Origin of the sequence: Streptomyces sp. NPDC049879 (assembly GCF_044461265.1) — a bacterium.
In the GTDB taxonomy this organism is placed as follows: domain Bacteria; phylum Actinomycetota; class Actinomycetes; order Streptomycetales; family Streptomycetaceae; genus Streptomyces.
Genome location: NZ_JBITKT010000001.1, coordinates 31,223 through 55,872 on the forward strand (window position 1 = coordinate 31,223; position 24,650 = coordinate 55,872).

Below are 24,650 nucleotides of genomic sequence, written 5' to 3' on the forward strand. Positions count from 1 at the left end.
CCGGACGGGTCAGTCCTGCCCCCAGCGTTCCTTCAGGCGGTCCACGCTGTCACGCAGCGCCGAGTGCTCCGCGCCGTCGGACGAACCCGCGATCTCGTCCTTGTGGGAATCCATGGTGCCGAGCACGGCGAAGTCGCGCACCGACCGCGCCTCGCGGGTGCCGCCGTCGATCAGGGCGGCGGCGCCCGAGCTGTCCTGCCAGGTGCGGCTCAGCAGGTTGTCGCGGAACTCCTCGTCGTCGAGCAGCTGCTGCGCACCGGTCTCGCTGCGCGCCGCGTTGCGCAGCACGTCGCTCGCCCCGGTGAACGCCGGGCCCCCGCCGTCGCGCCCGTCGCGGTGGCGGTCCTCCCAGTCGGCCTGGATCTCGACGGCCGTCTTCGCCGTGTTCATGGCCCAGCCCTCGTGCGGCGGGACGGTCGCCTCGGCCAGCAGGTGCCCGACGGCGTTGAGGTTGCGCACGTTCTCCTCGGTCGCGCCGATGTCGGGATCGATCATGAAGTCCGTCCAGTACGTGTCGTGCCGGCCCTGCCAGTCGAAGCGGGGGTCCCCCAGCAGGTTCCAGGCGTTGGCCACGTTCCGCACCGCCTCGCGGTCGAGGGCGACCGCACCCGGGGACATGGCGGTCGCGTCGGGCTGGAGTTCGCCCAGCCTGACGACGCCCTTCTGCCCGAGCTGGTTGAGGAAAGCGCTGAGGTACGTCATCTCCTCGGGGCTCAGCTCCTCGCCCTCCCCGAGCCGGCCGGCTCGCGCCGTGATCTCGCCGAGGACGCTCGTGAGGTCGGCGAGCTTGCTCCGGTCGGCCCCGTGGGCGAGTTCCCAGGCGACGCCGCGCGCGGCGTGCTCGGCCATGAACGGGGACGTCCACAGCTTCAGCGGGCCCTCGGTCAGCCGGTAGCCGTGGCCGATCAGCTCGGCGCCGTAGTCGAGCAGCTTGGCCTGGTACCCGTCGATCTCGCCGCGCACCTTCTCGGCGGCGGTGGTGACGGGGTCCGTCATGCGCTCGACCATCCGCTTCTCGGCCTCCTCGCGCCAGCCCCGCATGATCCCCTCGACCGACATGGACTCGCCCTCGTTGCCCACCCGGCCCCGCACCGAGGACTCCTGGGCGTATTCGAACGCGGCTTCCATGTTCTGGATGTGGTTCTGGGCCTCGCGCACGGCCTCCTTGCGGGTGTCGTCGAGTCCGCCGTCGCCGTAGACGGTCTCGTACACGCGCTTCTCCGTGTCCACCGCCAGGTTCATGACCCGGACGAGCAGGTGCACCACGTCGTCCAGACCGCCGTCGCCCTGCTGGAGGTCCCGGTCGGTGACGGATATGCGCTCGCCCATGCCGATCAGGGGGTCACCGTCGGCCGTCCCTGCCTCGCCCGCCCGCTGCGTCGCGATCCTGGCGAGGTCGGACGCCGTGCCGGCCTCCCCGGCCGCCCGGGCGTAGACGGTGGCGTGCTCGGCCATCTGTCCCGGGTCGATCTCCGCGACGAACGTGTCCGTGTCCGCCCAGGGCGTCTTGCCGATCTCGCCTTCGAAGAATGCCGGCCATGGGTTGACACTCCAATTCCCAGGCTCGTTGTCCGCCATGCGTCCTCCCCGAGGGGTTCATGAGCCGTGCTGGCTTTGCTTCCGTACACAACCGAACGTGTGTGCCGGTCGTCGGTCATCCTAGAGACCCCGATGACACGTCACCAAGCACTTCGGCGCGATCCGTCGGCCACTCACGGGGTGTCACTGCGCACGTGTGTCGAGGAGTTGCGGCGAGTTCGGCCCCGGGTCCGCGGAGGGCGCGCGCCATCGGCGCCGCAGGCGAACGGGCGCCACCCCCCGCCGCGCACAACCGGGACGATCGCCCCGGCAAACCCTCGCTTCCCCACTCCGCGCCGCCCGGCGGGACTTCGGGGGAAAGATGACCCGAATGAGCTACTGTCGCGATGTATCGCGATGATCTAGAGTGGCGGACGCGCCCCGCAGGGGCCACCGTGGATATCCGCCCACCCACGCGCCACCGGGCGGACAGGGCCACCGAGCAGACAGGGGGACAGCAGACATGGCAGGCGCCATCCACGCCGAGGGTCTGGTGAAGACGTTCGGCGACGTCAGGGCGCTGGACGGCGTCGATCTCGACGTGCCGGAAGGCACCGTCTTCGGCCTGCTCGGGCCGAACGGCGCGGGGAAGACGACGGCCGTGCGGGTGCTCACGACGCTCATCAGGCCCGACAGCGGCCGCGCCGAGATCGCCGGGATCGACGTGCTGACCCGGCCGGACGAGGTGCGCCGCTCCATCGGCCTGTCCGGCCAGTTCGCCGCCGTGGACGAGTACCTGACCGGCCGGGAGAACCTGGAGATGGTCGGCCAGCTCTACCAGCTGACGCGGCGCGACGCGAAGCGCAGGGCGGCGGAGCTGCTCGACCGCTTCGCGCTCGCCGAGGCGGGCGACCGCACGGCCAAGACGTACTCGGGCGGCATGCGCAGGCGGCTCGACCTGGCCGCCGCCCTCGTCGTCAGCCCGCCCGTCATGTTCATGGACGAGCCGACCACCGGTCTCGACCCGCGCAACCGGCAGGCGCTGTGGGACGTCATCGAGGAACTGGTCGGCGGCGGGACGACGCTGCTGCTGTCCACGCAGTACCTGGAGGAGGCCGACCACCTCGCCGACAGCATCGCCGTCGTGGACCGCGGCCGTGTCATCGCGCGCGGCACGTCCGACGAGCTGAAGACCCAGACCGGCGGCGACGTGGTCGAACTGGTCGTCCACGACCGCGCCGACCTGGCCACCGCCGAGGAGGTCCTGCGGCGGATCGGCGACGGCGACACGACGCTCGTCGAGCACACCCGCAAGCTGGGCGTCCCCGTCTCGGGCGGCGCCAAGTCGCTCGCCGAGGCCATCCGCGAACTGGACGGGCGCGGCGTCGAGATCGACGACATCGGCCTGCGCCGCCCGACGCTGGACGACGTGTTCATCTCCCTCACCGGCCACTCGGCCGACGACATGGAGATCTCGAAGGACTCGGCCCGGGCGGCGGCCCGCCGCCCCCAGGGCAACGGCGACGGCGACGGCACGGAGACGGAGAAGGGGGAGGACGCGCAGTGAGCATCACCAAGGAGGACGCCACCGTCCGGCCCATGCCGAGGACGGGTGAACGCATCGGCTTCCGGCAAGGGCTGCACGACTCGCTGGTCGTCGCCAGGCGCAACCTGCTGCGGATGCTGCGCATCCCCGAGGTCGTCGTCTTCAGCCTCATCCAGCCCATCATGTTCGTGGTGCTGTTCAGCTACGTGTTCGGCGGCTCCATCAGAATTCCGGGCGCCGGGGACAGCGCCTCGGCGTACCGCGAGTTCCTGATGGGCGGCATCTTCGCCCAGACGGTCACCTTCGCCACGGCCGGTGCCAGCGCGGGCATCGCCGAGGACATGCAGAAGGGCATCATCGACCGGTTCCGCTCCCTGCCCATGGCGCGCGGCGCGGTCCTGACGGGCCGTACGTTCGCCGACCTCGCGCAGACCGCCGTGATCCTCGCCGTCCTGGCCGTCGTCGCGCTGCTCGTCGGCTGGCGCGTGCACAACGGCCCGCTCGACGCCCTGGCGGCCTTCGGGCTGCTCCTGCTCCTCGGCTACGCGTTCACCTGGATCGGCGCCCTCATCGGCCTGTCGGTGCGCTCGCCCGAGGCCGCGACGTCCGGCGGGCTCGTCTGGCTCTTCCCGCTGACCTTCGTGTCGGTCGCCTTCGTGCCCTCCGAGAACATGCCGGGCTGGCTCCAGCCCGTCGCCGAGTGGAACCCGTTCAGCGCCACCGTCCTCGCCGTCCGCGACCTGTTCGGCAACCTGCCGCCGGGCTACGAGGCCCCGGACGCCTGGCCCATGCAGCACCCGCAGCTGGCGACCCTGCTGTGGTCCGTCCTGATCATCGCCGTCTTCCGCGCCCTCGCGGTCCGCAAGTACAAGCGCGCCACCGGCTGATCGCCCCCGGTCGCCTTCCGGCCCCGCCCCGCCGTGAACAAACGGCCTGCTACAACGACTTGGTCTCGGTACGCCTCGGAAGTGGCGTGAAGTGACGGGAGGTGGGCAAGGGGCCGGAAAAGTGACCGAGGGGGAACGCGATGCCGGTCCGCACACACCTGCACCGAGAGCAACTGCCGCACGAACGGCACCTGGCCGACCTCGACGGCATGCTGGCGCGTGCCGTCGAGGCGGAGGTCCGCCGCTCCGACGGCCGGGTGGACGGCGCCCGGCTGCTCGACCGCGTCCGCTCGGCGCTGCCGGAGATCGTCCGCCCGGCCGAGGAGGAGTACGCCGCCTACGCGCGCGCCGAGGCCGAGAGCGCGCCCACCCGGCTCGGCGAACGCTTCGGCGCCCGCGCGCTCGGCGGCACCGCCGCCGGAGCCCTCGCCTCAGGGCTCGCCGCCCTCCTGCTCATCGGGGGCATCGACTCGCCCGCCACCGCGTTCGCCGACGCCGTCATCGTCATCGCCGCCGCCTTCGCGGGCTTCTCGCTCCAGGCCGTCGTCGCCCACCTGTGGACGGCCGAACGCAGCGCGGGCAGCCGCAACCAGCCGGGCGGCGTCGAGCAGCTCCGCCTCGCCTGGCGCAACGCCGTGGAGGTCCGCGGCCTGCGCCCGTTCCTCGAACAGCAGCGCGCCGTCGCGCCGCGCCGTGAACCCCTCGCCACCGCCGGTGCGTCCGGCAGGCAGGACGCGCCCGGGCCCGCCGGGGCACCGGCCGCCGTGGACAGCGGCAGCGGCAGCGGCGCAGCCGCCGACAGCGACGACCCCGGCACCCGCCGCGCCCGCCCGCAGCGCCGCCTCGCGCCCCACCGGACGAGGGACCGCAGCGGCGCCGCACGCACCCGCGCCGTCCTCGCCCGCTCGTTCGACCGCCTCCCGGACCGGGGCGACCCGTTCATCGGCCGCCGCGCCCAGCTCACCCGCATCGTCCAGTGGGTCGGCCGCGACCGCGCGGGCACCGACACCCGCCCCACCGTCGTCGTCCTGCACGGCCCCGCCGGATCGGGCCGCACCATGCTCGCCCGCTGGGCCGCCCACGAGACGCGCGAGCTCTTCCGCGGCGCCTGCCTCGTGGACCTGCGCGGCCAGAGCGAGGACCCCCTCCCCACCCGCGACGCGCTCCTGCACCTGATGAACCGCCTCGGCGCCCCCCGCGACCAGCTGCTCTTCCGGGAGAACGCGGGCCCGGGCGACGACCCCGGCAGGCTGCGCCGCCTCGCCGAGCGCTACCACCAGCACCTCACCGGCCAGCCCGTCGTCGTCATCCTGGACGACGCGACCGACCCCGGGCAGGTCGCCACCCTCGTCCCTGAGCGCTCCGACTCCCTCGTCCTCGTCACCGCCGCCGAACCCCTCGCGCTGCCCGCCGACCTCCCCGCCACCGTCCACCACCTGGAACTCGGCCCCCTCGACACCGCCGCCGCCGAGGAACTGCTGCGCGCCTCCGTCACCGAGACCGGCACCAGCGCCGCCGCCCCCTACGACGAGGACGGCTGGCGCCGCCTCACCGAGCTGGCCGGGGGCCGCCCCCTCCTGCTGCGCCTCCTCGGCGGCGCGCTCGACCACCTCCCGCCCGGCCGGCTCGCCGACGACCTCGCCGCCACCGTTCCCGCGGGCACCGACCCCGCGGGCACCGACCCCGCGGGTGCCGATCCCGCAGAGCGTGTCCTGCTCCTGCGCTACGCCCAGCAGCCCGAGGACGCCCGCCGCCTCCTGCGCCGCCTCGCCCTCGTCGGCCGCGCCAGCCTCGGCGCACGCGCCGCCGCCGCCCTCCTCGACGTCACCGAGCAGGAGGGCGCCCAGGGCCTCGCCGCCCTCACCCGCGCGGGCCTGCTGCACGGCGTACGGGGCGACCGCTACCGGCTGCACGACCTCGTCCGCCGCTTCGCCCGCGCCCGCCTGCACGCCGAGGAGACCGACGAGGACCGCTCCGCCGCCCAGGAACGCCTGATCCGCAGCTACGCCGAGCTGGCGGACACCGTGCTCCGCCTCGTGGACGGCAAGACCTCCACCCGCGCCGACATCCTCCCCGCCGCCGCGGGCGGCCACGGCTTCGGCTCCCTGGACTCCGCGCTGCGCTGGCTCGACGAGGAGACCAGCTTCATCACCGCCACCCTCAGGCACGCCGACCCCCGCGTGGACCGCGACGCCGTCCAGCACCTCCTCGGCGCCCTGTGCGACCACTGCCTGCTGCGCGGCGACCTCTACCGCCTCGGCGAGCTGAACGAGCTGGCGCAGGCGCTCGGCCAGGGCCTGCTGACCCGTTCCGTCCAGTGGCGCACCGGCGTCGCCGCCCGCCAGCTCGGCGAACTCGACCGCGCCAACTCGACGCTCAGCTCCGTCGTCTCCTCCTACCAGCGCGACCACCACGACGCGGGCACCGCCCGCGCCCTGCGCGACCTCGGCATCACCCTCCAGCACCAGGGCCGCCTGCACGAGGCGGGCGAGAAGCTCACCGAGGCCCTCGCCCTCCAGCCCGCCGACTCGCTCCCCGGCGACCGCGCCTGGACCCTCCACGCCCTCGCCGCCGCCGAACGCGAACGCGGCCGCCTCCGCACCGCCCGCACGCTGCTCACCGAGGCCCTCCACCTCCACCAGGGCAGCGGCAGCGTCCACGGCGAGGCGTGGACCCGCTTCGGGCTCGGCCAGACGCTGCTGTACGGCGGCGACGTCCCCGCCGCCGAGCAGGAGCTGCGCCTCGCCCTCGACCTGTACGACCGCTCCCGCGACGTCCGCGGCGTCGCCTGGGCGCGCACCGAGCTGGGCCTCGCCCGCGTCCACGCCGGCGACCCGGCGGCGGCCGAGGAGCAGCTGCGCGAGGCGCTGGCCCAGCACCGCGAGACGGAGGACGCGCGCGGCGAGGCGTGGACGCTCTACGACCTGGGCCACGCCCTGGAGGAGGCCGGCGACCCCGCCGGGGCGGTCAGGGCGCTGGAGAGCGCGCGCGGCATGTTCAGCCGCATGCGGGACATCTACGGCCTCGCCTGCGCCCGCCACCACTCGGCGCGCGTCACGCGCGACATGCGCGCCGCCGCCACCGGTTCCCTGCGCAACAGCGGCTTCGCCCGCCAGCTCCTCACCGACGCCCGCCGCGACTTCGAACGGGCGGGCGTCCCCCACGGCGCCGCCTGGTCCCGGCTCGAACTGGCCGTCGTCGACGCGGGGAACGAGCGGCACGGCCAGGCGCTCGGCCTCGCCGACGAGGCGCTCGCCGCCTTCACCGAGGGCTACGGCGAAGGGCTCCCCGACCGGCGCGGCGCCGACTGGGCGCGCTTCCTGCGCGTCACGCTGCTGCCGCTCGCGTCACCCGGCGGCTCGGTCGTGGGCCAGGCCGTCGCCGAACAGGAGCTGGCCGAGCTGCTCGCCGACGACCACCCGCTGCGCGACCCGCGCCTTGCCGACGCGGCCCGCAGCTATGCCGTGCTGCTGGAGCGCGGCCAGGGCCCGGAGGAGGGATGGACGGCATGGCGCCTGGGCATGGTGCCGGGCCGCGCCGCGCGTGACGTCTTCGGCGTCGGGGAGTGACGGCGGCGGCCACCGGCCGCCGCCCGCCCGCTCCCGGACATCCGAAGACGATAAGTGTTCATCTGATGACCGCAGGTGACCGGTGGATGTCCGGTCCTGCGTCCCTGCCGGCCGACGCCGGTCAGGCCGCCGTCCGCGCCCTCAGGACGCGCGCGACCCCGTACCGGCGGGCTCGCCGTCCCGTGCCCCCTGCTCCGGCTCGTCCTCCGGCACGCTGATCCGGCCCAGGTGCCTGCTCATGGACTTCAGCAGGATCCACACGCCCACACCGAGCACCGCGAACACGATGAAGCCCAGCACACCGGGCGTCACCGTGTACTCGTTCAGGTCCTTCGAAGCGAGGGGCAGCCACGCACTCACATCGTCCATGACGTCAATTCTGTCGGATACCCGCGAAGAGGTCCGACTCGGGTAGGGATGTATCGACACGGGAGACGGCCAGCTCGTAGTCCTCGGTCGGCCAGATCTCCTGCTGGATCTCCATGGGCACGCGGAACCAGCCGCCGTCCGGGTCGATCTGCGTCGCGTGCGCGATCAGCGCCTTGTCCCGTACGGGGAAGTACTCCGCGCACGGCACGCGGGTCGTCAGCGTCCGCTCCGGCATGTCCGACTTGTCCCAGCGCTCCAGCCACTCGGCGTACGGCGACTCCAGGCCGCGCGCCAGCAGCGTCTCGTGCAGCACGACGGTCCGCTGCCGGTTGAAGCCCTGGTGGTAGTACAGCTTCAGCGGCTGCCACGGCTCGCCCGCGTCCGGGAACCGCCCCGGGTCCCCCGCCGCCTCGAAGGCGGCCATCGAGACCTTGTGGGTCATGATGTGGTCCGGGTGGGGATAGCCGCCGTTCTCGTCGTAGGTGAGGATCACCTGCGGGCGGAACGCACGCACGAGCCGCACCAGCCGCTCGGTCGCCACGTCGAGGTCCGTCAGCGCGAAGCACCCCTCCGGCAGCGGCGGGAGCGGGTCGCCCTCCGGCAGCCCGGAGTCCACGAAACCGAGCCACTCCTGCCGGACGCCCAGGATCTCGCGGGCCTCCGCCATCTCCTTGGCGCGGACCTCGTGGATGTGCTCCTCGATGTACGGGTCGCCCTGGAGCTTCGGGTTCAGGATCGAGCCGCGCTCCCCGCCGGTGCAGGTGGCGACCATCACCTCCACGCCCTCGGCGGCGTAGCGCGCCATCGTGGCGGCGCCCTTGCTCGACTCGTCGTCGGGATGGGCGTGCACGGCCATGAGCCGCAGCTTCTCTGTCACCAGCTCGGTCCTCGTCATCTCGTTCCGACTGCGCCTTCTATAGTGACTGATGGACCGGGCCGGCTATTCCGGGATACCCAGGGGTTTCCCGCGGCCCGCCCGGCACCCGTCCCATCCGCGTCCGTCCGGCGAGGAACGTACGACATGGCTCAAGCGCGCGCAGGGCTCCCCGAGGGGCGGTACGGCCGCGACCCGTCGGCCGACGCCCGCACCGACCGGCACCTCAAGGTGACCGGTCTGGTCCTGCTCGCCGTGTTCCTCGCGTTCGTCGGCTGGGCGGGCTGGTCGTACATCGCGGGCCAGCCGGTCACCGGCGAGCTGACGGGCTTCGACGTCGTCTCCGACGAGGAGGTCGACGTCAACCTCCAGGTCCGCAAGCCGTCGGACACCGACGGCGTGTGCACCGTCCGCGCGCAGGCCGAGGACGGTCTCGAGGTGGGCCGCGCCGACTTCCGCTTCGACGACGACACGGACAGCGTCCACCGCACCGTGACGCTGCGCACCACGGGACGGGCCACCGCCGCCGAGCTGCTGAGCTGTTCCGAGGCGGACGGCGGACAATGACCACCGGCCCGGCCGCGCGGCCGGCGCGCCGCCCCGGTGAAAACCGGTGGCGGTTTCGCGCGCGGCAGCGGAGGGTAATCCTTCCGCACACCGATCGTCGTTGTTAGAGTCAACAGTTCGATCGTTGTTTCGCCCGCCCAGGAGCGTAGCCATCCGGGACGGGCTTCGTTTTTATGTTCTCAGTTCCATCCCCCATCACGTACCCGAGGAGCACCTGTGACCCAGACCAGCGACACTGTCACCTGGCTGACCCAGGAGGCGTACGACCAGCTGAAGGCAGAGCTGGATCACCTGTCGGGTCCCGCGCGCATCGACATCGCCAAGAAGATCGAGGCCGCCCGCGAGGAGGGCGACCTGAAGGAGAACGCCGGCTACCACGCCGCCAAGGAGGAGCAGGGGAAGATGGAGGCGCGCGTGCGCCAGCTGACCCAGCTCCTGCAGACCGCGCAGGTCGGCGCCGCCCCGGCGGACACCGGCGTCGTCTCGCCCGGCATGGTCGTGACCATCGCGTTCGACGGCGACGAGGACGACACGATGGCGTTCCTCCTCGCCTCGCGCGAGTTCGCCACCTCGGACATCGAGACGTACTCCCCGCAGTCGCCGCTCGGCGCCGGGGTGCTCGGCAAGAAGGTCGGCGACGACGCGGAGTACACGCTCCCCAACGGCCGCACCGCCCATGTGAAGGTCCTCGCGGCGAAGCCCTACCAGGCCGCCTGACCCACCCCCCGTCCCTGCCCCGACGCGGGCGGGACGACGACGGTACGGGCCCGGCGGCGCGCCGGAGCGGGCGGCGGAACGAACGCCCCCGGCGCGCGGGACACACACCACCGGGCCACCGTCCCCTCTTCGCCGCCGCGTGGCGGCCCGCCGGTCGCGGACCGGCCCCCCACAGCCCCGTACCAGGAGCCCCGTGACGGCCGTGCGCCGTCCGCGGGGGGTCTCAGCCCTCCGCGGACGGCGGGGCCGGGGCGTCGTGGTGGACGTGCAGCTCGCCCTCCATGACGGTGTACGCGGTGCCGTGGTCGCGGGCGGTGGTCGTCTGGGCGGGGCCCGGCGCGGAGTCGCCGGGCCCGGCGGGCGGACGCGCGCCGACCGTGTTGCGGTGACCGGCCACGACCGGGCCGTTGGCGTCACCGCCGATGCTGATCGTGAACCGGTCGCCCTGGGAAGGCGGCATGGTGGGTTCTCCCCTCGCTGACGGGTCTGGTCTCGTCTGGTCGGATCAGGACAGGCGGGTCCAGGTGTCGCTTCCGCAGCTGAAGCACTCCCACGACCCGTCGGACCGTTCGGTGGTCAGGACGTCGGCGCTCGCGCCGTCGGCGGCGAGCGAGATCGTCATGTCGGCCTCCCCCAGGGTCGTACCGCAGGTCGTGTCGTCCCACACCGGCATCGTGCCCCGGTAGCTGCCGGAGCCGCCGGTGATCTCCACGACGCTCGAATCGCCGCAGGTGCCCTGCACGTTGAACCGGTACGCGCCGTCCCCCGCCTCGGCGATCTGGAACACGTTGCCCATCCCGTCCTGCCAGACCCCGGCCAGCTCGCCGGACGCCGACGAGGCCGGGTCGCCGGACGATCCGTCGTCCGACGCCTGCTGGTAGAGGCCCACGCCGATGACGATCGCGGCGATGGCGCCGATCACGGTGGCGACCAGGCCCGCCCCCGCCCCGGCGGCAGCGGCGGTGCCGCCCCCCGCGGCGGCACCCCCGGCCGACGCCGCGGCGGAGGAGTGGGCGGCGGCGGCCGCCGGTGTCGCCGGATCGGCGGGGAAGGGCGGGGCGGCCCACGCGTCCGCGCCGGGCGGCGGGCCGGGGTTGACCGCCGAGGCGGTGGCGGGGTCGGGGGCGCTCCAGGTCGCGGTGGTGGGGTCGGGTTGGGGTGGTGGTGCGGTGGTGCCGGGGTCGGTCCACGTGGCGGTGGTGGGGTCGGGTTGGGGTGGTGGTGCGGTGGTGCCGGGGTCGGTCCACGTGGCGGTGCTCGGGTCGGGCTGGGGTGGTGGCGCGGTGGTTCCCGGGTCGGTCCACGTCGCCGCGCCGGGGTCGGGCTGGGCGGACGGCGGCGGCGTGTACTGCTGCGCGTCGAGCGCCGCCTGCACGCCCGCGTCGTCGCCGAGCTGCCGCCACAGCACCACCGCCTCGGCCAGCAGCGCCGCCGCCACCACGCGCCGCCCGATGAGGAGGCAGCGGATGGCCTTCTCGTGGGTGAAGTACGCCGTGGCCGCCGTGTCGCCCGCCCGCCGCGCGGCGTCGTGCCCCTGGTCCAGCAGCCGCCCCCACACGCCGAAGCGCAGCGACTGCGCGAGGTAGGGCGACACGGCCCGCGCCAGCCGTACGGCCAGGTCGGGCCGCCCCTGCCGCTCCGCCAGCGCGGCGGCCAGCTCCAGCGCGCGCCCGTGGTCCGCGACCTGGGCCGGCGTGGTGGCCGGCAGCTCCGCCCAGCGGGCGAAGTGGTCGCACAGCCGGTCGGCGGGGTACGTCTCCGGGGACCGGCGCAGGATCTCGGGGACGACGTCGGCGGCGCTCCGGTAGCCGCGTTCCGTCGCCGCCAGCAGGCCGAGCCGTGCCAGCCGGCCGCACACCGACGCCGCGCCCTGCACGCCGCACAGCGCGCCGACGTGCACCGGGTCCAGCCCGGCGCCGTTCAGCGTCGCGAACAGCCGCAGGGTGCGGACGGACGCCGCGTCGAGCCGGTCGAGCAGCAGCGGCAGCAGGCCCGTGACCGCGGCGGGGCGCGGCAGGGTGACCCCGCCCGACGCGTTGGGCGCGGCGAGGCCCGCCGCGCGCAGCAGGAACAGGGGGAGGCCGAGGGACAGCGTGCACAGCTCGTCGGCCGCCGCCCGTTCGCCCTCGGGGAGCGGCTGCTCCAACTCCCGTTCCAGCAGGCGGAGTCCGGATGCCGGGTCGAGGCCGCGCAGCTCCAGGTGCCCGCTCTCGCCGGGTAACGAGCGTTCCCGGCACGCGAAGACGAACGTCGCGTCGGGCGCGGCGTCCGCGAGCAGCCGCAGGCCCTCGGGGGTGAGGTCCCCGTCGTCCCCGCCGTCCACGTACACCGTGACCCGTATCCCGGCCATCAGGCGCCGCAGTTCGGGCCCGGTCGGCGCGTAACCCGGCGCGTCGTAACAGGCTTCGAAGACCTCCTGGGCCAGATCCCCCGGCTCCCGGTGCGCGGCGTCGAGGAACAGCACGCCGTCCGGGCCCGGTTCGAGGTGGTGGGCCGCGTGCCGCAGCAGGGTGCTCTTGCCGACGCCTGGCGGGCCCCACACCTGCACGAGCCCGTGCGCGAGCAGGGCGTGCCGCAGTCTCGCCAAGTCGGCTTCGCGGCCGACCGGTTCGGGCTGCCGCCGGGGGAGGAGCGCGACGCGGCCGCGCCGCACGGGCGCCGGCCGCCGCTGGGGCGGGAGGACGTTCACCGTCGAACCGTGCGCGTCGATCACCACGTTGTGGTTCCCCGCGATGAACGTCCCCGTCGCGTCGCCGCCGACGTGCACGCGGTGGTCGCTGCCGCCGCCTTCCGGCGCGTCCCCGTCGTCGCCGTCCGTCTCTGCCATGGCCCTCCCCACTTCCCTCACCCGTTGACTCCGCCTGGCACGCTAGCGGCCGACGCGCGCCGGAAAACCGTCGTACGACTGTTTCCGCGCATTTGCTTTACACACGGTCAGGGCCGCGGGCCGAAGGCGATGGCGGTCAGGCGGGCGAGGTCCTCCACCCGCACGGTGCGGTAGCCGGTGGAGATCACCCCCGACTCACGGAGCCTGCGCAGCACCTTCTGCACGGTCGGCTCGGCGGTGCCCGAGAGGGTCGCCAGCTCCGGCTGGGTGAGGGGCCAGCGGATCACCGCGCCCGCGCCCGACCGTTCGCCGTGGGTCAGCACGATCTGGTGCAGGACGCGGGCCAGCCGGGTCGCGGCGTCGCAGCCGGTGAAGTCCACGCGGCGGGCGTTCGCGACGCGCAGCTTCGAGACGACCGACGCGTTCACCGCCTGCGCGATGCCCGGGTCGCGGCGCGTGCAGCCGAGGAACTCCTCCTGGCTGACGACCCGCGCGACCACGGGCCCGCACGTCGTGACCGTCGCCGACCTGGGCCCGCCGTCCGCCGCCGCCAGCTCCCCGACCAGGTCGCCGCCCATGCGCACGGCCAGCAGCGCGTCCCGGCCGTCCGGCGTCAGCCCGGTCGCCTTCACCACGCCCTGGAGGAGGACGAGGACGAACGTCGTCCGCTCCCCCTCGCGCATCAGCACGCGGCCCGCCTCGTACCGCGTGCGCGCGCCCAGCGCGAGGAGCCGCTCGCGGGCCGGTCCGGCGAGCGAGCCGAGCAGGCTCGACGGCGGCCAGGACGGGCCGCGGCCTGGCGTCGTGCCGTCCATGCGTCCCCGCCTCCCGCCTCCCGCCGCGCGACATCGGGCCGATCCAGTATTGCGACGGGATGTCGCCCGTTCAATCGGGGCAGGGTGGGAGCACGCGCACGACGGGCGCACGACGAGGAGGGGCCGTATGGAAGACGTGCCGGAATACCGGGCCTTGCTCGCGGTGGACATCGCGGGCTCCGCGGGCCGCGGCGACGTGGCGCTCCGGCAGATCCGCGAGGCGCTGGGGACGGCGCTGCGCGAGGCGTTCGCCCGCAGCGGCATCGACTGGGGGGCCTGCCTGCGGCACGACCTCGGCGACGGCGTACGGGTCGCCGCCCCCGCCGGGACGCCCAAGACGCGCCTGCTCCACCCGCTGGTCCACGAACTCACCGCGCGGCTCCGGGCGCACAACCGGCTCGCCGGGCCGCTCACCCAGGTCCGCGTCCGGATCGCCCTGCACGCGGGGGACGTGTACGTCGGGCCGGACGGCACGGTCGTCGGCCGGCCGCTCGAAGTCCTCGCCAGGCTGCTCGACTCGGTCCCGGCGCACGCCGCGCTGGAGCGCGAGCCCGGGGCGACGGCGGCGCTGCTCGTCTCGCGCCACTTCCACGAGGACACGGTGCACCAGGGGCGGCCGGGAATCGACCCGGGGGCGTTCCGGCGGGTGGCCGTGCGGGAGAAGGAGTTCAGCGCGGACGCGTGGCTGCACGTGCCCGCGTACGAGGCGGAGCCGTCCCAGGAGCCGGTGGGGGCGGGGGAGGGCGGGGCGGCGGGCGCGCCGCGCATGATCAACAGGGCGTCGGGCCACGGCGCCGTCTACGCCGTGCAGAACGGCACCATGAACGTCGGCCGGAAAGGCTGAGGGGGCGTCCCATGACCGATGAACTGACGCTGCTGGCCGAGGCGGGGGCCCTGGCCGTGGTGACGACGATGGCCACCGACCTGTGGCACGGCACCCGGGAGGCCGTCCTCCAGCTCTTCCGCCGGGGCGACCCCGAGCGCGGCGACGCCGTCGCGGCCCGCCTGGCGGAGGACGCGGCCACGGTGCGGGACGCGACGGTCCCGGACGACGCCCGGCGGGCCCTGGCGGGCGTGTGGACCGTCGAACTCGCCGGGCTGCTGCTGCGCGAGCCCGCCTGCCGTACGGCGCTCGCCCGGCTGACCGCCGACGTCGGGGCCGCGCTGGCGGGCGACGGGCGGGCGGCCTCCACGCTGGAGCAGCACAACACGGCGCGCGACTCCGGCACGGTCTACGCCGTCCAGCACGGCGACCTCCACACCGGCGGGGCCGGCTAGGGTCTGTCGGCGGCGTCCCCGTCCGCGTCCGTCCCCGGTCCGGTGTGGAGGACCTCGCGGGCCTGCTCGGCGGCGCGGGCGATGCTCTCGCCGACGAAGTCGAGGAAGCGGGCGATGTTCTCCAGCCGGACGGCGGCCGGGGTCCCCGGGCCGAGGACGGCGACGCCCTGCCGCGCGGTCTCGACGAGCCGGGCGTTCGACCTCGCGCTGTCGAGCATGGCCTGGAACCAGACGTCGTTGTCCGAGATGTACCGGTCGCGGCGGCGCTCGTCGCGCTCGCGGCGGACCAGGCCCTGGGCCTCCAGGTAGGCGATGGCCTTGGAGACGGACGCGGGGCTGACCTGGAGGTGGCGGACGAGTTCGGCGGCGGTGAGGCTGCCCTCGTCGGTCGTGTAGAGGCAGGTCAGCACCTTGGCGCCCATCTTGGGCACGCCGGTGGCCATCAGGACGGTGGTGAACGCCTCCTCGTACTCCGCCACCGCGTCCGGGTCGCGCCCGTGGGTCCGGGCGGGCGCCTCGGGGCCCTGGGGGGCGGGCTGCCTGCGGCGGCGGGCGCGGCGTTCGGTGGCGCGGTGGGCCAGTTCGGCGCGGTAGGCGGTGGGGCCGCCGTTGCGCATCACCTCGCGCGTGACCGTCGAGGTGGGGCGGTCGAGGGCGCGGGCGATCTCGGCGTAGGCGAGGCCGTCGGCCAGTCCTGACGCGATCTGACGGCGTTCCTGCTGGGTGAGCCTGCCTCCCGGCATCGCGGGGTCCTCCTCGGTGCGCGTGCGCTGTGACGCGGCCAGCTTAGCGTTCACCGTCATCTCATTGCAACGGATGGCGGAGCTTCGTTGCGTTAGATTCAGAACTGTTGCAACGAAATAGCTGCTCTGAGCTGCGCAAACATTATCTCTGTGCAACAAGCTTGTTGCCCGAACTGCGAACGCAACGTAGCGTTCTCATTGTTCGAAACAGCGAAGCCAAGGAGAGAACCATGCAGGAGTTCGCCACCCCCGCCGCCATCGCCGCCGTCGTCGACGTCCCCGCCGGGCGCGTCCGCCTCATCGCCGCCGACCGGGCCGACACCACCGTCGAGGTCCTCCCCGCCGACGCCGCCAAGGGGCGCGACGTCAAGGCGGCCGGGCAGGTCGGCGTCACCTACGCCGACGGCGTGCTGCGGATCGAGGCCCCCGAGCCGAAGCACCGCGTCCTCGGCTCCTCCGGCTCCGTCGAGGTGACCGTCAGGCTGCCCGCCGGCTCCCGCGTCGAGGTGAAGGCCGCCGACGCCGAACTGCGCGGCGTCGGACGGCTCGGCGACGTCACCTTCGACGCCGCGCGGGCCACGGTCAAGCTCGACGAGGCCGCGCGGGCCGACCTCACCGTCCAGGAAGGGGACATCACCGTCGGCCGCCTCACCGGCCCCGCGGACATCAGCACCAGGAAGGGCGACCTTGCCGTCACCGAGGCCGTACGGGGCGCGCTCACCCTGCGCACCGACTCCGGCGCCATCTCGGTCGGCGCCGCCCGCGGCACCTCGGCCACCCTGGACGCCGGAACCGCGTACGGCCGCGTCCACAACGCTCTGGTCAACACCGGCGCCACCGCACCGGACCTGACCATCCACGCCACCACCTCGTACGGCGACATCACCGCCCGCAGCCTGTGACGGGCGCGGCTCAGCCGGCCCCCCGCCGGTACGCGCCGGGGGGCACGCCGAACCGGGCGCGGAAGCGGCGGGAGAAGTGGAACTCGTCCTCGAACCCGCAGAGCCGCGCGATCTGCCGGACGGTCATGGTGGTCGTCCGCAGCAGTGTGGCGGCCCCCCGCAGCCGGTGCGCGGTCCGGTAGGCGAGGGGGGCCTGCCCCACCTCCGCCGTGAACCGGCGGCGGAACGTGTCGTACGGCATCCCCACCGCCGCGGCCACCTCGCGCAGATTGACGCGCGTGTGCAGATCCGCGGTCAGCAGCGCCTCGGCGGCCGCTATCGGGTCGCCGGGGGAGGGGGACGCGGGCGCGTTCGTGTCGATCAACAGGTCGGCGAGGGCCAGCAGTTGGTGCTCGGCGGCGGCGGTGCTCGGCTGCGCGGCCCCCAGGACCGCGCGGAGGGCGGGCGCCGGCAGGGGGGTCCGGGGGGACCGGGGCCCGTTCCCGTTCAGCACGCCGACCGCCGCGAGCATGTCGGCCAGCGGGCCGGTGACGATGGCGAAGAGTTCGGTCCAGCGGCCCCCGGGCGGGGTGCCGTACGTGTGGGGCACGCCCGGCGCGACCGCCGTGACCATGCCGGGCCCGATGGCCTCCACACGGCCGTCGCCGTCGCGGTACGTGCCGCTGCCCTCGACCACATGCGACAGGACCCAGCCGGGTGCCGTCCGCAGCCCGCGCGACGGGGCGGGCTCGGCGTCGACGACCTCGCCCGCGAGCAGGAGGCGGCCGAGGCGGGTCCGCCGCCCGTCGGTCCGGAGGATCCGTATGCCAGGTGCCATCGGCCCAGAATGTACATACGCCGGTCACGGCGTCCATTCCCCCGCCCCGCCGCCGCGCCATAGCGTCGCCGACACCGGAACCGGAGGACGAACCACCGGGCAGAAGCGATCAGTTCAGGAGACCGCCATGACTCCCACCGCGCACGACCGCACCCCACTGGTCACACCCGAAATGGCCGCCCAGTACCGGGAGGAGGGCTGGTTCGTCATCGAACGCGCCCTGGAGCCCGACGCACTCGAACTGCTGCGCGGCGGCGCCCGGCACGCCGTGGAGAAGGCGGACGCGGCGATGGACGCGGCCGGGGTGGACCGGCTCGGCATCAACGCGCGGGGCAAGCGCTACTTCAGCAACATGATCTACCAGGACCTGCCGGAGCTGCGCGGCTTCCTCTTCGGCGAGACGATGGCCGAGATCTGCCGGGCGACCCTGGGACCCGACGCCTACCTCTTCTGGGAGCAGTACGTCATCAAGGCCGCCGACAAGGACACCTCGTTCGCCTGGCACCAGGACTCCGGCTACGTCCACGAGGACCACGAGCCGTACGTCACCTGCTGGATCGCCCTCGACGACGTGACGGAGGAGAACGGCGCGGTCCACCTGCTGCCGTACTCGCGCTCCGGCATCCGGTCGTACGTCCGGCACATCAAGGACGAGCGGACCAACGACCAGGTCTGCTACTTCGGTTCCGACCCCGGCGTGCCCGTGACCGTGCCCGCCGGGTCCATCGCGGTGTTCTCCAGCGTGATGATCCACCGCAGCGGCCCGAACCTCACCGACCGCTACCGCCGCGTCTACCTCGCCCAGTACTCCCGCGAGGTGATCACCGCCAAGACGGGCGGCGAACCCATCGGCTCCTTCGAACGCTTCCTCGACGCGGGCCGCGTCACCGGCTCCTGAACCGGTGACGGACCCGGCGCCGTCAGCCCTTCACGGCGCCGGTCACCAGGCCCGCCACGTAGAAGCGCTGCAGTGCCGCGAAGAGCACGACGCACGGGACCATCGCCACCACCGCGCCCGCCGCCAGCAGGCCGAAGTCCACCTGGCCGTACGTGCCCTGCTGGAGGTTGGCGAGGCTCACCGGCAGCGTGTACAGGTCCTCGTCGGTGAGGAACGTCAGCGCGCCGAGGAACTCCGTCCACGACGCCAGGAACGCGTACAGCGCCACCGTCGCCGCGCCCGGTGTGATCAGCGGGCGCAGCACCGAGAGCAGCATGCGCGCCAGCCCCGCCCCGTCCACGTGCGCCGAGTCCTCCAGGCTCTCGGGCACGGCGGCGAACGCGGACCGCATCACGAACACCCCGAACGGCATGTTGACCGTGGTGTAGAAGAGGACGAGGCCGAGCAGCGAGTCGGTGAGCCGCATGGTGTTCAGCTGCAGGTAGAGCGGCGTCAGGATCGCCTGGAAGGGCACCATCATCGTCAGCGTGACCGCGCCGAACATGGCGCCCCGGCCGCGGAACGAGAAGCGCGCGAAGCCGTAGCCGGCCAGGGTCGCGAGCACGGCGGTGAGGGCGGCCGTCGCGAGCGAGACGAGCAGGCTGTTGAGCACCGGGCGGCCGAGGATGCCGGTGGTGATGATGTCGGTGAAGTTGTCCGTGGTCCAGTCGAAGAAGGTGGACGCGCTCGGCGCGTTCATCACGACGTCGGTGGGCTGCACCGCGCGGACGAGCGCGAGGGCCAGCGGCACGAGGAAGACGAGCGCCGCGCCGACCCCGGCCACGGCGTACAGCAGGTTCCTGAGGCGGCGGTCGGCCCGTTCGGCGCGCAGCCGCCGCGCCGGGGGCCGGGGGGAGTGCTGCTCCGCCTCGGGGCGGTTCGTCAGGGTGGTGGTCATGGCACTCAGTCCTTTTCCCTAAGCAGCCAGAACTGCAGGCCGACGACGGCGGCGACGATCAGTACGAGGACGAGCGACATCGCCGCCGAGGCGCCCAACTGCAGGTCCACGAAGGCGCGTCGCCACAGCGCCATCACGGCGGTCGTCGTGTCCGAGCCGGGACCGCCCTGGGTGAGGATGTAGAACTGCGGGAAGGCGAGCAGCGATCCGACGACGGACAGGACCGTGCTCAGCGTGATCGCGCGGCGCAGCATGGGCAGGGTGATGTGCCGCTCGGTGCGCCACCAGCCGGCGCCGTCCAGCTCGGCCGACTCGTAGACCTCGCGGGGGATGCCCTGCATGGCGGACATCAGCAGCACCATGGTGAGCCCGGACGTCCCCCAGACCACCATGGCGATGATGAGGCCGGTGGCCAGCGGGCCGTCCACCAGCCAGGCGGTCGTGCCGTCGGTGAGGCCGAGCGCCTCCAGGGCCGTGTTGAGCATCCCGCTGCTCGGCTGGGCTTCGAGGAGGGTGACGAAGCTGATGGTGCTCAGCCCGATGATGAACGGGAGGAAGAAGATGGTGCGCAGGACGGTGGCGCCGCGCCGGTTCGAGCGGACCAGGACGGCGAGTCCGTAGCCCAGGCCGAGGATCAGCGGTGTCACGATGACCGTGTAGAGCAGCGTGAATCCGATGGAGCGCCCGAACGCCGGGTCGGACCAGAGGAGTTCGTAGTTCTTCAGGCCGACGAACCGGTGCGGTCCGATGAGGGGGAAGTCGGTGAGGGAGATCCAGGCGGCGACGCCCAGCGGCGCCAGCGCGAACACCGCGACGAGCACCACGGCGGGCGAGACGAGGAGCAGGCCGGTGCGCGGGCGGTGGGTGAGGGAGCCCGAACGGGCGCGGGGCGCCTTCGGCTTGGTCTCGGTCTGGGTGTCGGCGGCGAGCGTGCTCATGCGTCCCCCTGTCGAAGGATGTCGTCGAACGCCTGCTGCGCGTCCCGCAGGGCCCGTTCGACCTGGCCGCCGAAGACTGCCTGGCGGACCATGGCGAGCCAGGGACCGTCGGACTGGTTGAAGATGCGGTTGTACGCGAGGTTGAGCGGCGCGCGCCCCGCGTCGATGTCGTCCAGGGGCGGCACGGAGAGCGGGTACTCGGCGCGGAAGTCCGCCGACGCCGCGTCCGCGCGGACGGGGGTGTAGCCGTTCTCCGGAAGCCGCCGCTGCTGCGGCAGATCGAGGCTGAAGCGCATGAACGCAAAGGCACCGGCGGGGTTGCCGGAGCCGTTGGGTATACAGAAGTTGCTGCCGCCGTCGAAGAACGCGCGGCCGCCGTCGGGGCCGCTCAGCAGCCGCACCGCCAGCTCGTCGCGCAGGTCCTGCGACGCGTCCGGGTAGACGACCCCGTAACCGGCGGGCAGCATGGCCACCTTGCCCGCGTGGAAGTCGGCCGACCAGCGGATACCGTCGTCGGAGTAGCAGCCCTGCGGCACGAGTTGCTCCTCCCAGAGGGTGCGCAGGAACTCCAGGGTCTGGCGCAGCGGTTCGTTGTCCACGATGTGGCCGCGCTGGCGTTCGACCGGACCGGTGACGAAGTCGGTGCCGCCCGCCCAGACATGCGGCGGGACGGTGAAGGCGAGCGCCCCGCTGGCGTTGCCGGGGAAGGACCAGCCGTACATGTCGTCCCCGAGCGCGGAGACGGCCCGCGCCGCTTCGAGGTAGCCGGCGAACGACCCCGTGGCCTCGTCGAGTCCGATCCCCGCGCGGTCAAGCAGCGCGCGGTTGCACCAGAGCGCGGACGCGTCGGCCAGGGACGGTACGGCGTAGTGGCCGCCGTCGCGCTTGCCGACCGCGAGGTGCCCGGGGCTCAACTGGTCGCGGTAGGGCAGCGTGTCGAGCAGCGGGGTGAGGTCGGCGAAGACGCCGCGGTGGATGAACAGGGCGGAGTTGACGTCGTCCATGTCGACGAGGTCGGGCTCGCGGCCGCCGCGGATGGCGGTGGCGAGCTTGGTGACGAACTGGCCGTCCTGCACGGGCGTCAGCTCGACGTGGACCCTGTCCTGGGCCGCGTGGAAGCGGTCCACGACGTCCTGCACGGTGGCGCTGAGGCCGCCGCGCGCCCACAGCCGCACCGTGCCCGAGGGCTCGGGGTCGCGCGCGGCGTCGCCGACGTCGAGCGGCGCCGACGCCCGGGAGCAGCCGGCGAGCGCCAGTGCCGCACCGCCGCCGCCGAGGAGTGCGAGGAAGCGGCTCCGAGTGAGTTCCATCTCATGTCTCAACTTCCCGAAGAGGAAACCCTGAAGAAAATTAGGAAACCGGTTTCCGGTGACGGTAGGCTGCTCTTCGCGGGGCGTCAACCCCGAAGTCCACAGTTGAAGCGGCATGTCGGCGCCATGATGGGCGTTGACGGGTGGGTCCTCGTAGTGTCAGATGGAACGCACGGAAAACCGGAGGAACGATGAAGCAGGAAGGTCGGTCCGTGCGCCTCGTCGATGTCGCGCGGGCCGCCGGCGTCTCCCCCAGCACCGCCTCGAAGGCCCTCAACGACGCGGGTTCCCTCAGGCCCGCGACCCGGGAACGGGTACGCGCGGCGGCCGAGCGCCTCGGCTTCGTGTCGGACGCGGGCGCCCGCGCGCTGTCGATGCGGCGGACGTTCATCGTGGGGTTGCTGAGCACGGACGACGTCGGCCGGTTCAGCATGCCCGTGATGCTCGGCGCGGAGAACGCCCTCACCGTCGGGGAGATCTCCACGCTGGTGGCCACCGCGCGCCACGACTCGGTGCGCGAGCAGCACCACTTGAGGACACTCGTCGCGCGGCGGGTCGACGGCATCATCGTCACCGGCAAGACCACCGACGCCCGCGCGCCGATCCACGTCCCCGTGCCCGTCGTCTACGCCCTGGCGCCGTCGACCGATCCCGACGACATCTCCGTGGTCCCCGACGACGCGGCCGGGGTCCGCATGGTCGTCGACCACCTCCGCGCCCTCGGCCACCGCCGGGTGGCGCACATCGGCGGCCGCCCCGACCAGAACAGCTCCCGCGTGCGCCTCGCCGCGCTCCGGGAGGCCCTGACCGCGGCCGGGATGGAACTCGTCGGGGAGCCCCTCTTCGGCGAGTGGAGCGAACCGTGGGGCCGGCAGGCGGTCGGCCTGCTCCTGCGCGACCGGGAGACCCCGTCGTTCACCGCCCTCGTGTGCGCGTCCGACCAGCTCGCGCGGGCCGCCGTCGACCGGCTGCGGGAGAGCGGCCTGCGCGTCCCGCACGACGTCGCGGTCACCGGCTACGACAACTGGGAAGTGATGTGGGCCGCCAGCCGGCCGCCCCTCACGACGGTGGACATGGAGCTGGAGCGGCTCGGCCAGCGGGCGGCGGAACGCCTGCTCGGCGAGATACAGCCCGAGACCGGCGCGGACACCGGACCGCGCGGCACCGAGTTCGTCGCGCCCCGGCTGGTGGCGCGCGGCTCGACCATCGCAGACGACTGACCCCGCGGCGAGTCCGCGGCACGAGAGGAACGCACCCCCATGGGCATCCGCCACGAACCCGTACGCCTCGGCGAGATACGGCCCGAGGGCTGGCTGCGCCGCCAACTGGAGCTCCAGGCCACCGGCCTCACGGGCCGCCTCGACGAGATCTGGCCGGACACCGGCCCCCGGTCCGCCTGGCTCGGCGGCGACGGCGAGGACTGGGAACGCGGCCCCTACTACCTGGACGGACTCGTCCCGCTGGCCCACGTGCTGGGGGACGAGGCGCTGCTCGGCAAGGCGCAGAAGTGGATCGAGGCGATCCTCGCCGGCCAGCGCCCCGACGGCCAGTTCGGCCCCGGGACCAACGAGGACTGGTGGCCCCGCATGGTCGCCCTCAAGGTCCTCGTCCAGCACGCCGACGCGACCGGCGACGACCGCGTACCCGGCTTCCTCGCCCGGTACTTCGCCTACCAGCTGGCCCACCTCCCCGACCGGCCCCTGGAGGAGTGGGGCGCCTACCGCGCCACCGAGAACGTCCTCGCCGTCCTGTGGCTGCACCGCCGCGAGCCGGACCCGCGCTGGCCCGAGCTGTGCGCGCGGCTGCTGGAGCAGAACGCCGACTGGACCGGCTACCTCACCGGCGACCTGATCACCGGCCGCGCCACCGTCTTCGACCACCTCACGCACGGCCCCAACGTCGCCATGGGCCTCAAGGAACCGGCGGTCCGCGCCCTCATCGACGGCGACCAGGAGCGGTACGCCGACCTCCGCGCCTGCCTCGCGGCGCTCGACCGCTGGCACGGGCAGGCGCACGGCATGTTTTCCGGCGACGAGTGGCTGGCCGGCCGCGAGGCGTACCAGGGCGTCGAGACCTGCCAGGTGGTCGAGTACCTCTACACGCTGGAGCAGTCGGGGCTGGCCTTCGGCGAGGGCGAACTCGGCGACCTCGCCGAGCTGGTGGCCTTCAACCACCTCGCGGCCAGCTGCGACGAGCGGATGCTCTCCCACCAGTACCACCAGCAGGCCACCCAGGTCTCCGCCACCGTCGAGCGCCGCCCCTGGACGCACAGCTCCGACGAGGCCAACATCTTCGGCCTCGAACCGCACTACGGCTGCTGCCTTGCCAACTTCCACCAGGGCTGGCCGAAGTTCGCCGCGTCCCTGTGGATGCGGCTGCCGGAGGACGAGGGGCTCGCCGTCTTCGCGTACGCCCCCAGCACGCTGCGCACGCGCGTCGGCGGCGCCGAGGTGACGATCGAGGAGTCCACCGACTACCCCTTCGAGGACACGGTGCGCCTCGCCGTCGACGTGTCCGAGCCCACCGCGTTCACCCTGCGCCTCCGCGTCCCGCGGTGGTGCGACGCGCCCGAACTGCTCCTCAACGGCGAGCGCCACCCCCTTCAGACCGGGGACGACGGCTACGCGACCGTGCGCCGCACCTGGCGGCCGGGCGACACCCTTCAACTCCGCCTGCCCATGGCGATCCGCCGCGTCCGGCGGGAACGGAACGCGGTCGGCGTCCGGCTCGGCCCGCTCGTGATGGTCGTCCCGGTCGAGGAGGGGTGGCGCCCCCTGCCCGAACCCCGCGGCCTCGGCGAGTGGGAGGTCGTCCCGCTGTCCTCCTGGAACTACGGCCTCCACCTGCGCGGCCGCGGCGGCCTGGAGAACTGGCGCGTCGAACGCGCCCCCGTCTCCGCCGTCCCGTTCGACCGCCGCGCCGTGCCCGTCACGATCCACGGCCGCGCCGCCACCGTGCCGTCGTGGGACCTCCGGGACGGCAGCGCGGCGGAGCCGCCGGACAGCCCGGTCGTGACCGGCTCGCCCGTCGTGGACCGCACACTCGTGCCGTACGGGTTCGCGCGGCTGCGCGTCGCCGAGATGCCCACCGTGCTCTCGGTCGCGGCCGACGGGCACGAAGTCCCCTGACCCACCTCGC

22 protein-coding genes are annotated in these 24,650 nt (G+C 73.7%); 11 read left to right on the forward strand and 11 right to left on the reverse strand.

The features are described 5' to 3' along the window. Window positions 1–9 precede the first annotated feature (9 nt). On the reverse strand, window positions 10–1,578 hold the full coding sequence (locus tag ACIBPC_RS00185) for a hypothetical protein (protein WP_398840201.1): 1,569 nt from the start codon (window positions 1,576–1,578) through the stop codon (window positions 10–12). Between the two features lie 463 nt (window positions 1,579–2,041). Between ACIBPC_RS00185 and ACIBPC_RS00190 the strand changes: the two genes are divergently transcribed. The 3 genes from ACIBPC_RS00190 (at window position 2,042) to ACIBPC_RS00200 (ending at window position 7,520) form a co-directional block, all read left to right on the forward strand. Beyond that, a complete protein-coding gene (locus tag ACIBPC_RS00190) occupies window positions 2,042–3,085 on the forward strand; it encodes an ATP-binding cassette domain-containing protein (protein WP_398840202.1) in 1,044 nt (347 codons plus the stop codon). A 32-nt stretch (window positions 3,086–3,117) separates the two neighbouring features. Then, window positions 3,118–3,951: an ABC transporter permease gene (locus tag ACIBPC_RS00195; RefSeq protein ID WP_362966348.1), complete on the forward strand. Its 834-nt coding sequence runs from the start codon at window positions 3,118–3,120 to the stop codon at window positions 3,949–3,951. Window positions 3,952–4,091: 140 nt separating this feature from the next. After that, window positions 4,092–7,520, forward strand: coding sequence for a tetratricopeptide repeat protein (locus ACIBPC_RS00200; protein ID WP_398840204.1), 3,429 nt, complete (start codon window positions 4,092–4,094; stop codon window positions 7,518–7,520). Between the two features lie 141 nt (window positions 7,521–7,661). Here the strand turns inward: ACIBPC_RS00200 and ACIBPC_RS00205 are convergent, their stop codons facing one another. Together ACIBPC_RS00205 and mca are read right to left on the reverse strand one after the other, a co-directional pair. Next, entirely contained in the window at window positions 7,662–7,889 is a 228-nt protein-coding gene (locus ACIBPC_RS00205) for a hypothetical protein (protein ID WP_398840206.1), read from the reverse strand. Between the two features lie 4 nt (window positions 7,890–7,893). Further along, window positions 7,894–8,766 (reverse strand): mycothiol conjugate amidase Mca, encoded by an 873-nt coding sequence (mca, locus tag ACIBPC_RS00210; RefSeq protein ID WP_398840208.1) that lies wholly within the window; start codon window positions 8,764–8,766, stop codon window positions 7,894–7,896. Between the two features lie 144 nt (window positions 8,767–8,910). Between mca and ACIBPC_RS00215 the strand changes: the two genes are divergently transcribed. Both ACIBPC_RS00215 and greA read left to right on the forward strand, forming a co-directional pair. Further along, on the forward strand, window positions 8,911–9,330 hold the full coding sequence (locus ACIBPC_RS00215; protein ID WP_398840209.1) for a DUF4307 domain-containing protein: 420 nt from the start codon (window positions 8,911–8,913) through the stop codon (window positions 9,328–9,330). A 216-nt stretch (window positions 9,331–9,546) separates the two neighbouring features. Next, on the forward strand, window positions 9,547–10,047 hold the full coding sequence (gene greA, locus ACIBPC_RS00220; RefSeq protein WP_362966249.1) for a transcription elongation factor GreA: 501 nt from the start codon (window positions 9,547–9,549) through the stop codon (window positions 10,045–10,047). Window positions 10,048–10,270: 223 nt separating this feature from the next. On the opposite strand, the gene ACIBPC_RS00225 is transcribed toward greA, so the two are convergent. The 3 genes from ACIBPC_RS00225 to ACIBPC_RS00235 all read right to left on the reverse strand — a co-directional run bounded on the left by ACIBPC_RS00225 (window position 10,271) and on the right by ACIBPC_RS00235 (window position 13,689). Then, the gene (locus ACIBPC_RS00225) at window positions 10,271–10,507 is read right to left on the reverse strand and encodes a hypothetical protein (protein ID WP_398840210.1); all 237 of its coding nucleotides are present in this window, start codon (window positions 10,505–10,507) and stop codon (window positions 10,271–10,273) included. A 45-nt stretch (window positions 10,508–10,552) separates the two neighbouring features. Next, window positions 10,553–12,874, reverse strand: coding sequence for an AAA family ATPase (locus ACIBPC_RS00230; RefSeq protein ID WP_398840211.1), 2,322 nt, complete (start codon window positions 12,872–12,874; stop codon window positions 10,553–10,555). A 107-nt stretch (window positions 12,875–12,981) separates the two neighbouring features. After that, window positions 12,982–13,689, reverse strand: a complete 708-nt coding sequence (locus tag ACIBPC_RS00235; RefSeq protein ID WP_362966243.1) for a Crp/Fnr family transcriptional regulator — start codon at window positions 13,687–13,689, stop codon at window positions 12,982–12,984. A gap of 127 nt (window positions 13,690–13,816) precedes the next feature. Between ACIBPC_RS00235 and ACIBPC_RS00240 the strand changes: the two genes are divergently transcribed. Together ACIBPC_RS00240 and ACIBPC_RS00245 are read left to right on the forward strand one after the other, a co-directional pair. Further along, the gene (locus ACIBPC_RS00240) at window positions 13,817–14,533 is read left to right on the forward strand and encodes a hypothetical protein (protein WP_398840213.1); all 717 of its coding nucleotides are present in this window, start codon (window positions 13,817–13,819) and stop codon (window positions 14,531–14,533) included. Between the two features lie 11 nt (window positions 14,534–14,544). Next, window positions 14,545–14,967 carry a hypothetical protein gene (locus ACIBPC_RS00245; protein WP_362966239.1) on the forward strand — a complete coding sequence of 141 codons (423 nt, stop codon included), beginning with the start codon at window positions 14,545–14,547 and terminating at the stop codon, window positions 14,965–14,967. On the opposite strand, the gene ACIBPC_RS00250 is transcribed toward ACIBPC_RS00245, so the two are convergent. Beyond that, window positions 14,964–15,710: a helix-turn-helix domain-containing protein gene (locus tag ACIBPC_RS00250; RefSeq protein ID WP_398841731.1), complete on the reverse strand. Its 747-nt coding sequence runs from the start codon at window positions 15,708–15,710 to the stop codon at window positions 14,964–14,966. The two genes, ACIBPC_RS00245 and ACIBPC_RS00250, sit on opposite strands and share 4 nt — an antisense overlap. A 230-nt stretch (window positions 15,711–15,940) precedes the next feature. Between ACIBPC_RS00250 and ACIBPC_RS00255 the strand changes: the two genes are divergently transcribed. Further along, window positions 15,941–16,612, forward strand: coding sequence for a DUF4097 family beta strand repeat-containing protein (locus ACIBPC_RS00255; RefSeq protein ID WP_398840214.1), 672 nt, complete (start codon window positions 15,941–15,943; stop codon window positions 16,610–16,612). Window positions 16,613–16,622: 10 nt separating this feature from the next. Here ACIBPC_RS00255 and ACIBPC_RS00260 read toward each other — a convergent pair whose 3' ends face one another. Beyond that, the gene (locus ACIBPC_RS00260) at window positions 16,623–17,429 is read right to left on the reverse strand and encodes an AraC family transcriptional regulator (RefSeq protein ID WP_398840216.1); all 807 of its coding nucleotides are present in this window, start codon (window positions 17,427–17,429) and stop codon (window positions 16,623–16,625) included. 127 nt (window positions 17,430–17,556) lie between these two features. Here ACIBPC_RS00260 and ACIBPC_RS00265 point away from each other — a divergent pair, with 127 nt between their 5' ends. After that, on the forward strand, window positions 17,557–18,327 hold the full coding sequence (locus tag ACIBPC_RS00265) for a phytanoyl-CoA dioxygenase family protein (protein WP_398840217.1): 771 nt from the start codon (window positions 17,557–17,559) through the stop codon (window positions 18,325–18,327). A 22-nt stretch (window positions 18,328–18,349) separates the two neighbouring features. Here ACIBPC_RS00265 and ACIBPC_RS00270 read toward each other — a convergent pair whose 3' ends face one another. The 3 genes from ACIBPC_RS00270 to ACIBPC_RS00280 are packed head-to-tail and all read right to left on the reverse strand — an operon-like array spanning window position 18,350 to window position 21,512. After that, on the reverse strand, window positions 18,350–19,264 hold the full coding sequence (locus ACIBPC_RS00270; RefSeq protein WP_398840219.1) for a carbohydrate ABC transporter permease: 915 nt from the start codon (window positions 19,262–19,264) through the stop codon (window positions 18,350–18,352). A gap of 5 nt (window positions 19,265–19,269) precedes the next feature. Further along, window positions 19,270–20,202: a carbohydrate ABC transporter permease gene (locus ACIBPC_RS00275; protein WP_398840221.1), complete on the reverse strand. Its 933-nt coding sequence runs from the start codon at window positions 20,200–20,202 to the stop codon at window positions 19,270–19,272. Then, complete coding sequence (locus ACIBPC_RS00280) at window positions 20,199–21,512, reverse strand: ABC transporter substrate-binding protein (RefSeq protein WP_398840223.1); 1,314 nt, start codon at window positions 21,510–21,512, stop codon at window positions 20,199–20,201. The genes ACIBPC_RS00275 and ACIBPC_RS00280 overlap by 4 nt, the downstream gene beginning before the upstream one ends. 191 nt (window positions 21,513–21,703) lie before the next feature. On the opposite strand from ACIBPC_RS00280, the gene ACIBPC_RS00285 reads away from it, so the two are divergent. Further along, window positions 21,704–22,732 carry a LacI family DNA-binding transcriptional regulator gene (locus tag ACIBPC_RS00285; protein ID WP_398840225.1) on the forward strand — a complete coding sequence of 343 codons (1,029 nt, stop codon included), beginning with the start codon at window positions 21,704–21,706 and terminating at the stop codon, window positions 22,730–22,732. A 39-nt stretch (window positions 22,733–22,771) separates the two neighbouring features. Continuing rightward, complete coding sequence (locus tag ACIBPC_RS00290) at window positions 22,772–24,640, forward strand: beta-L-arabinofuranosidase domain-containing protein (protein WP_398840227.1); 1,869 nt, start codon at window positions 22,772–22,774, stop codon at window positions 24,638–24,640. The last annotated feature ends 10 nt before the right edge of the window (window positions 24,641–24,650 follow it).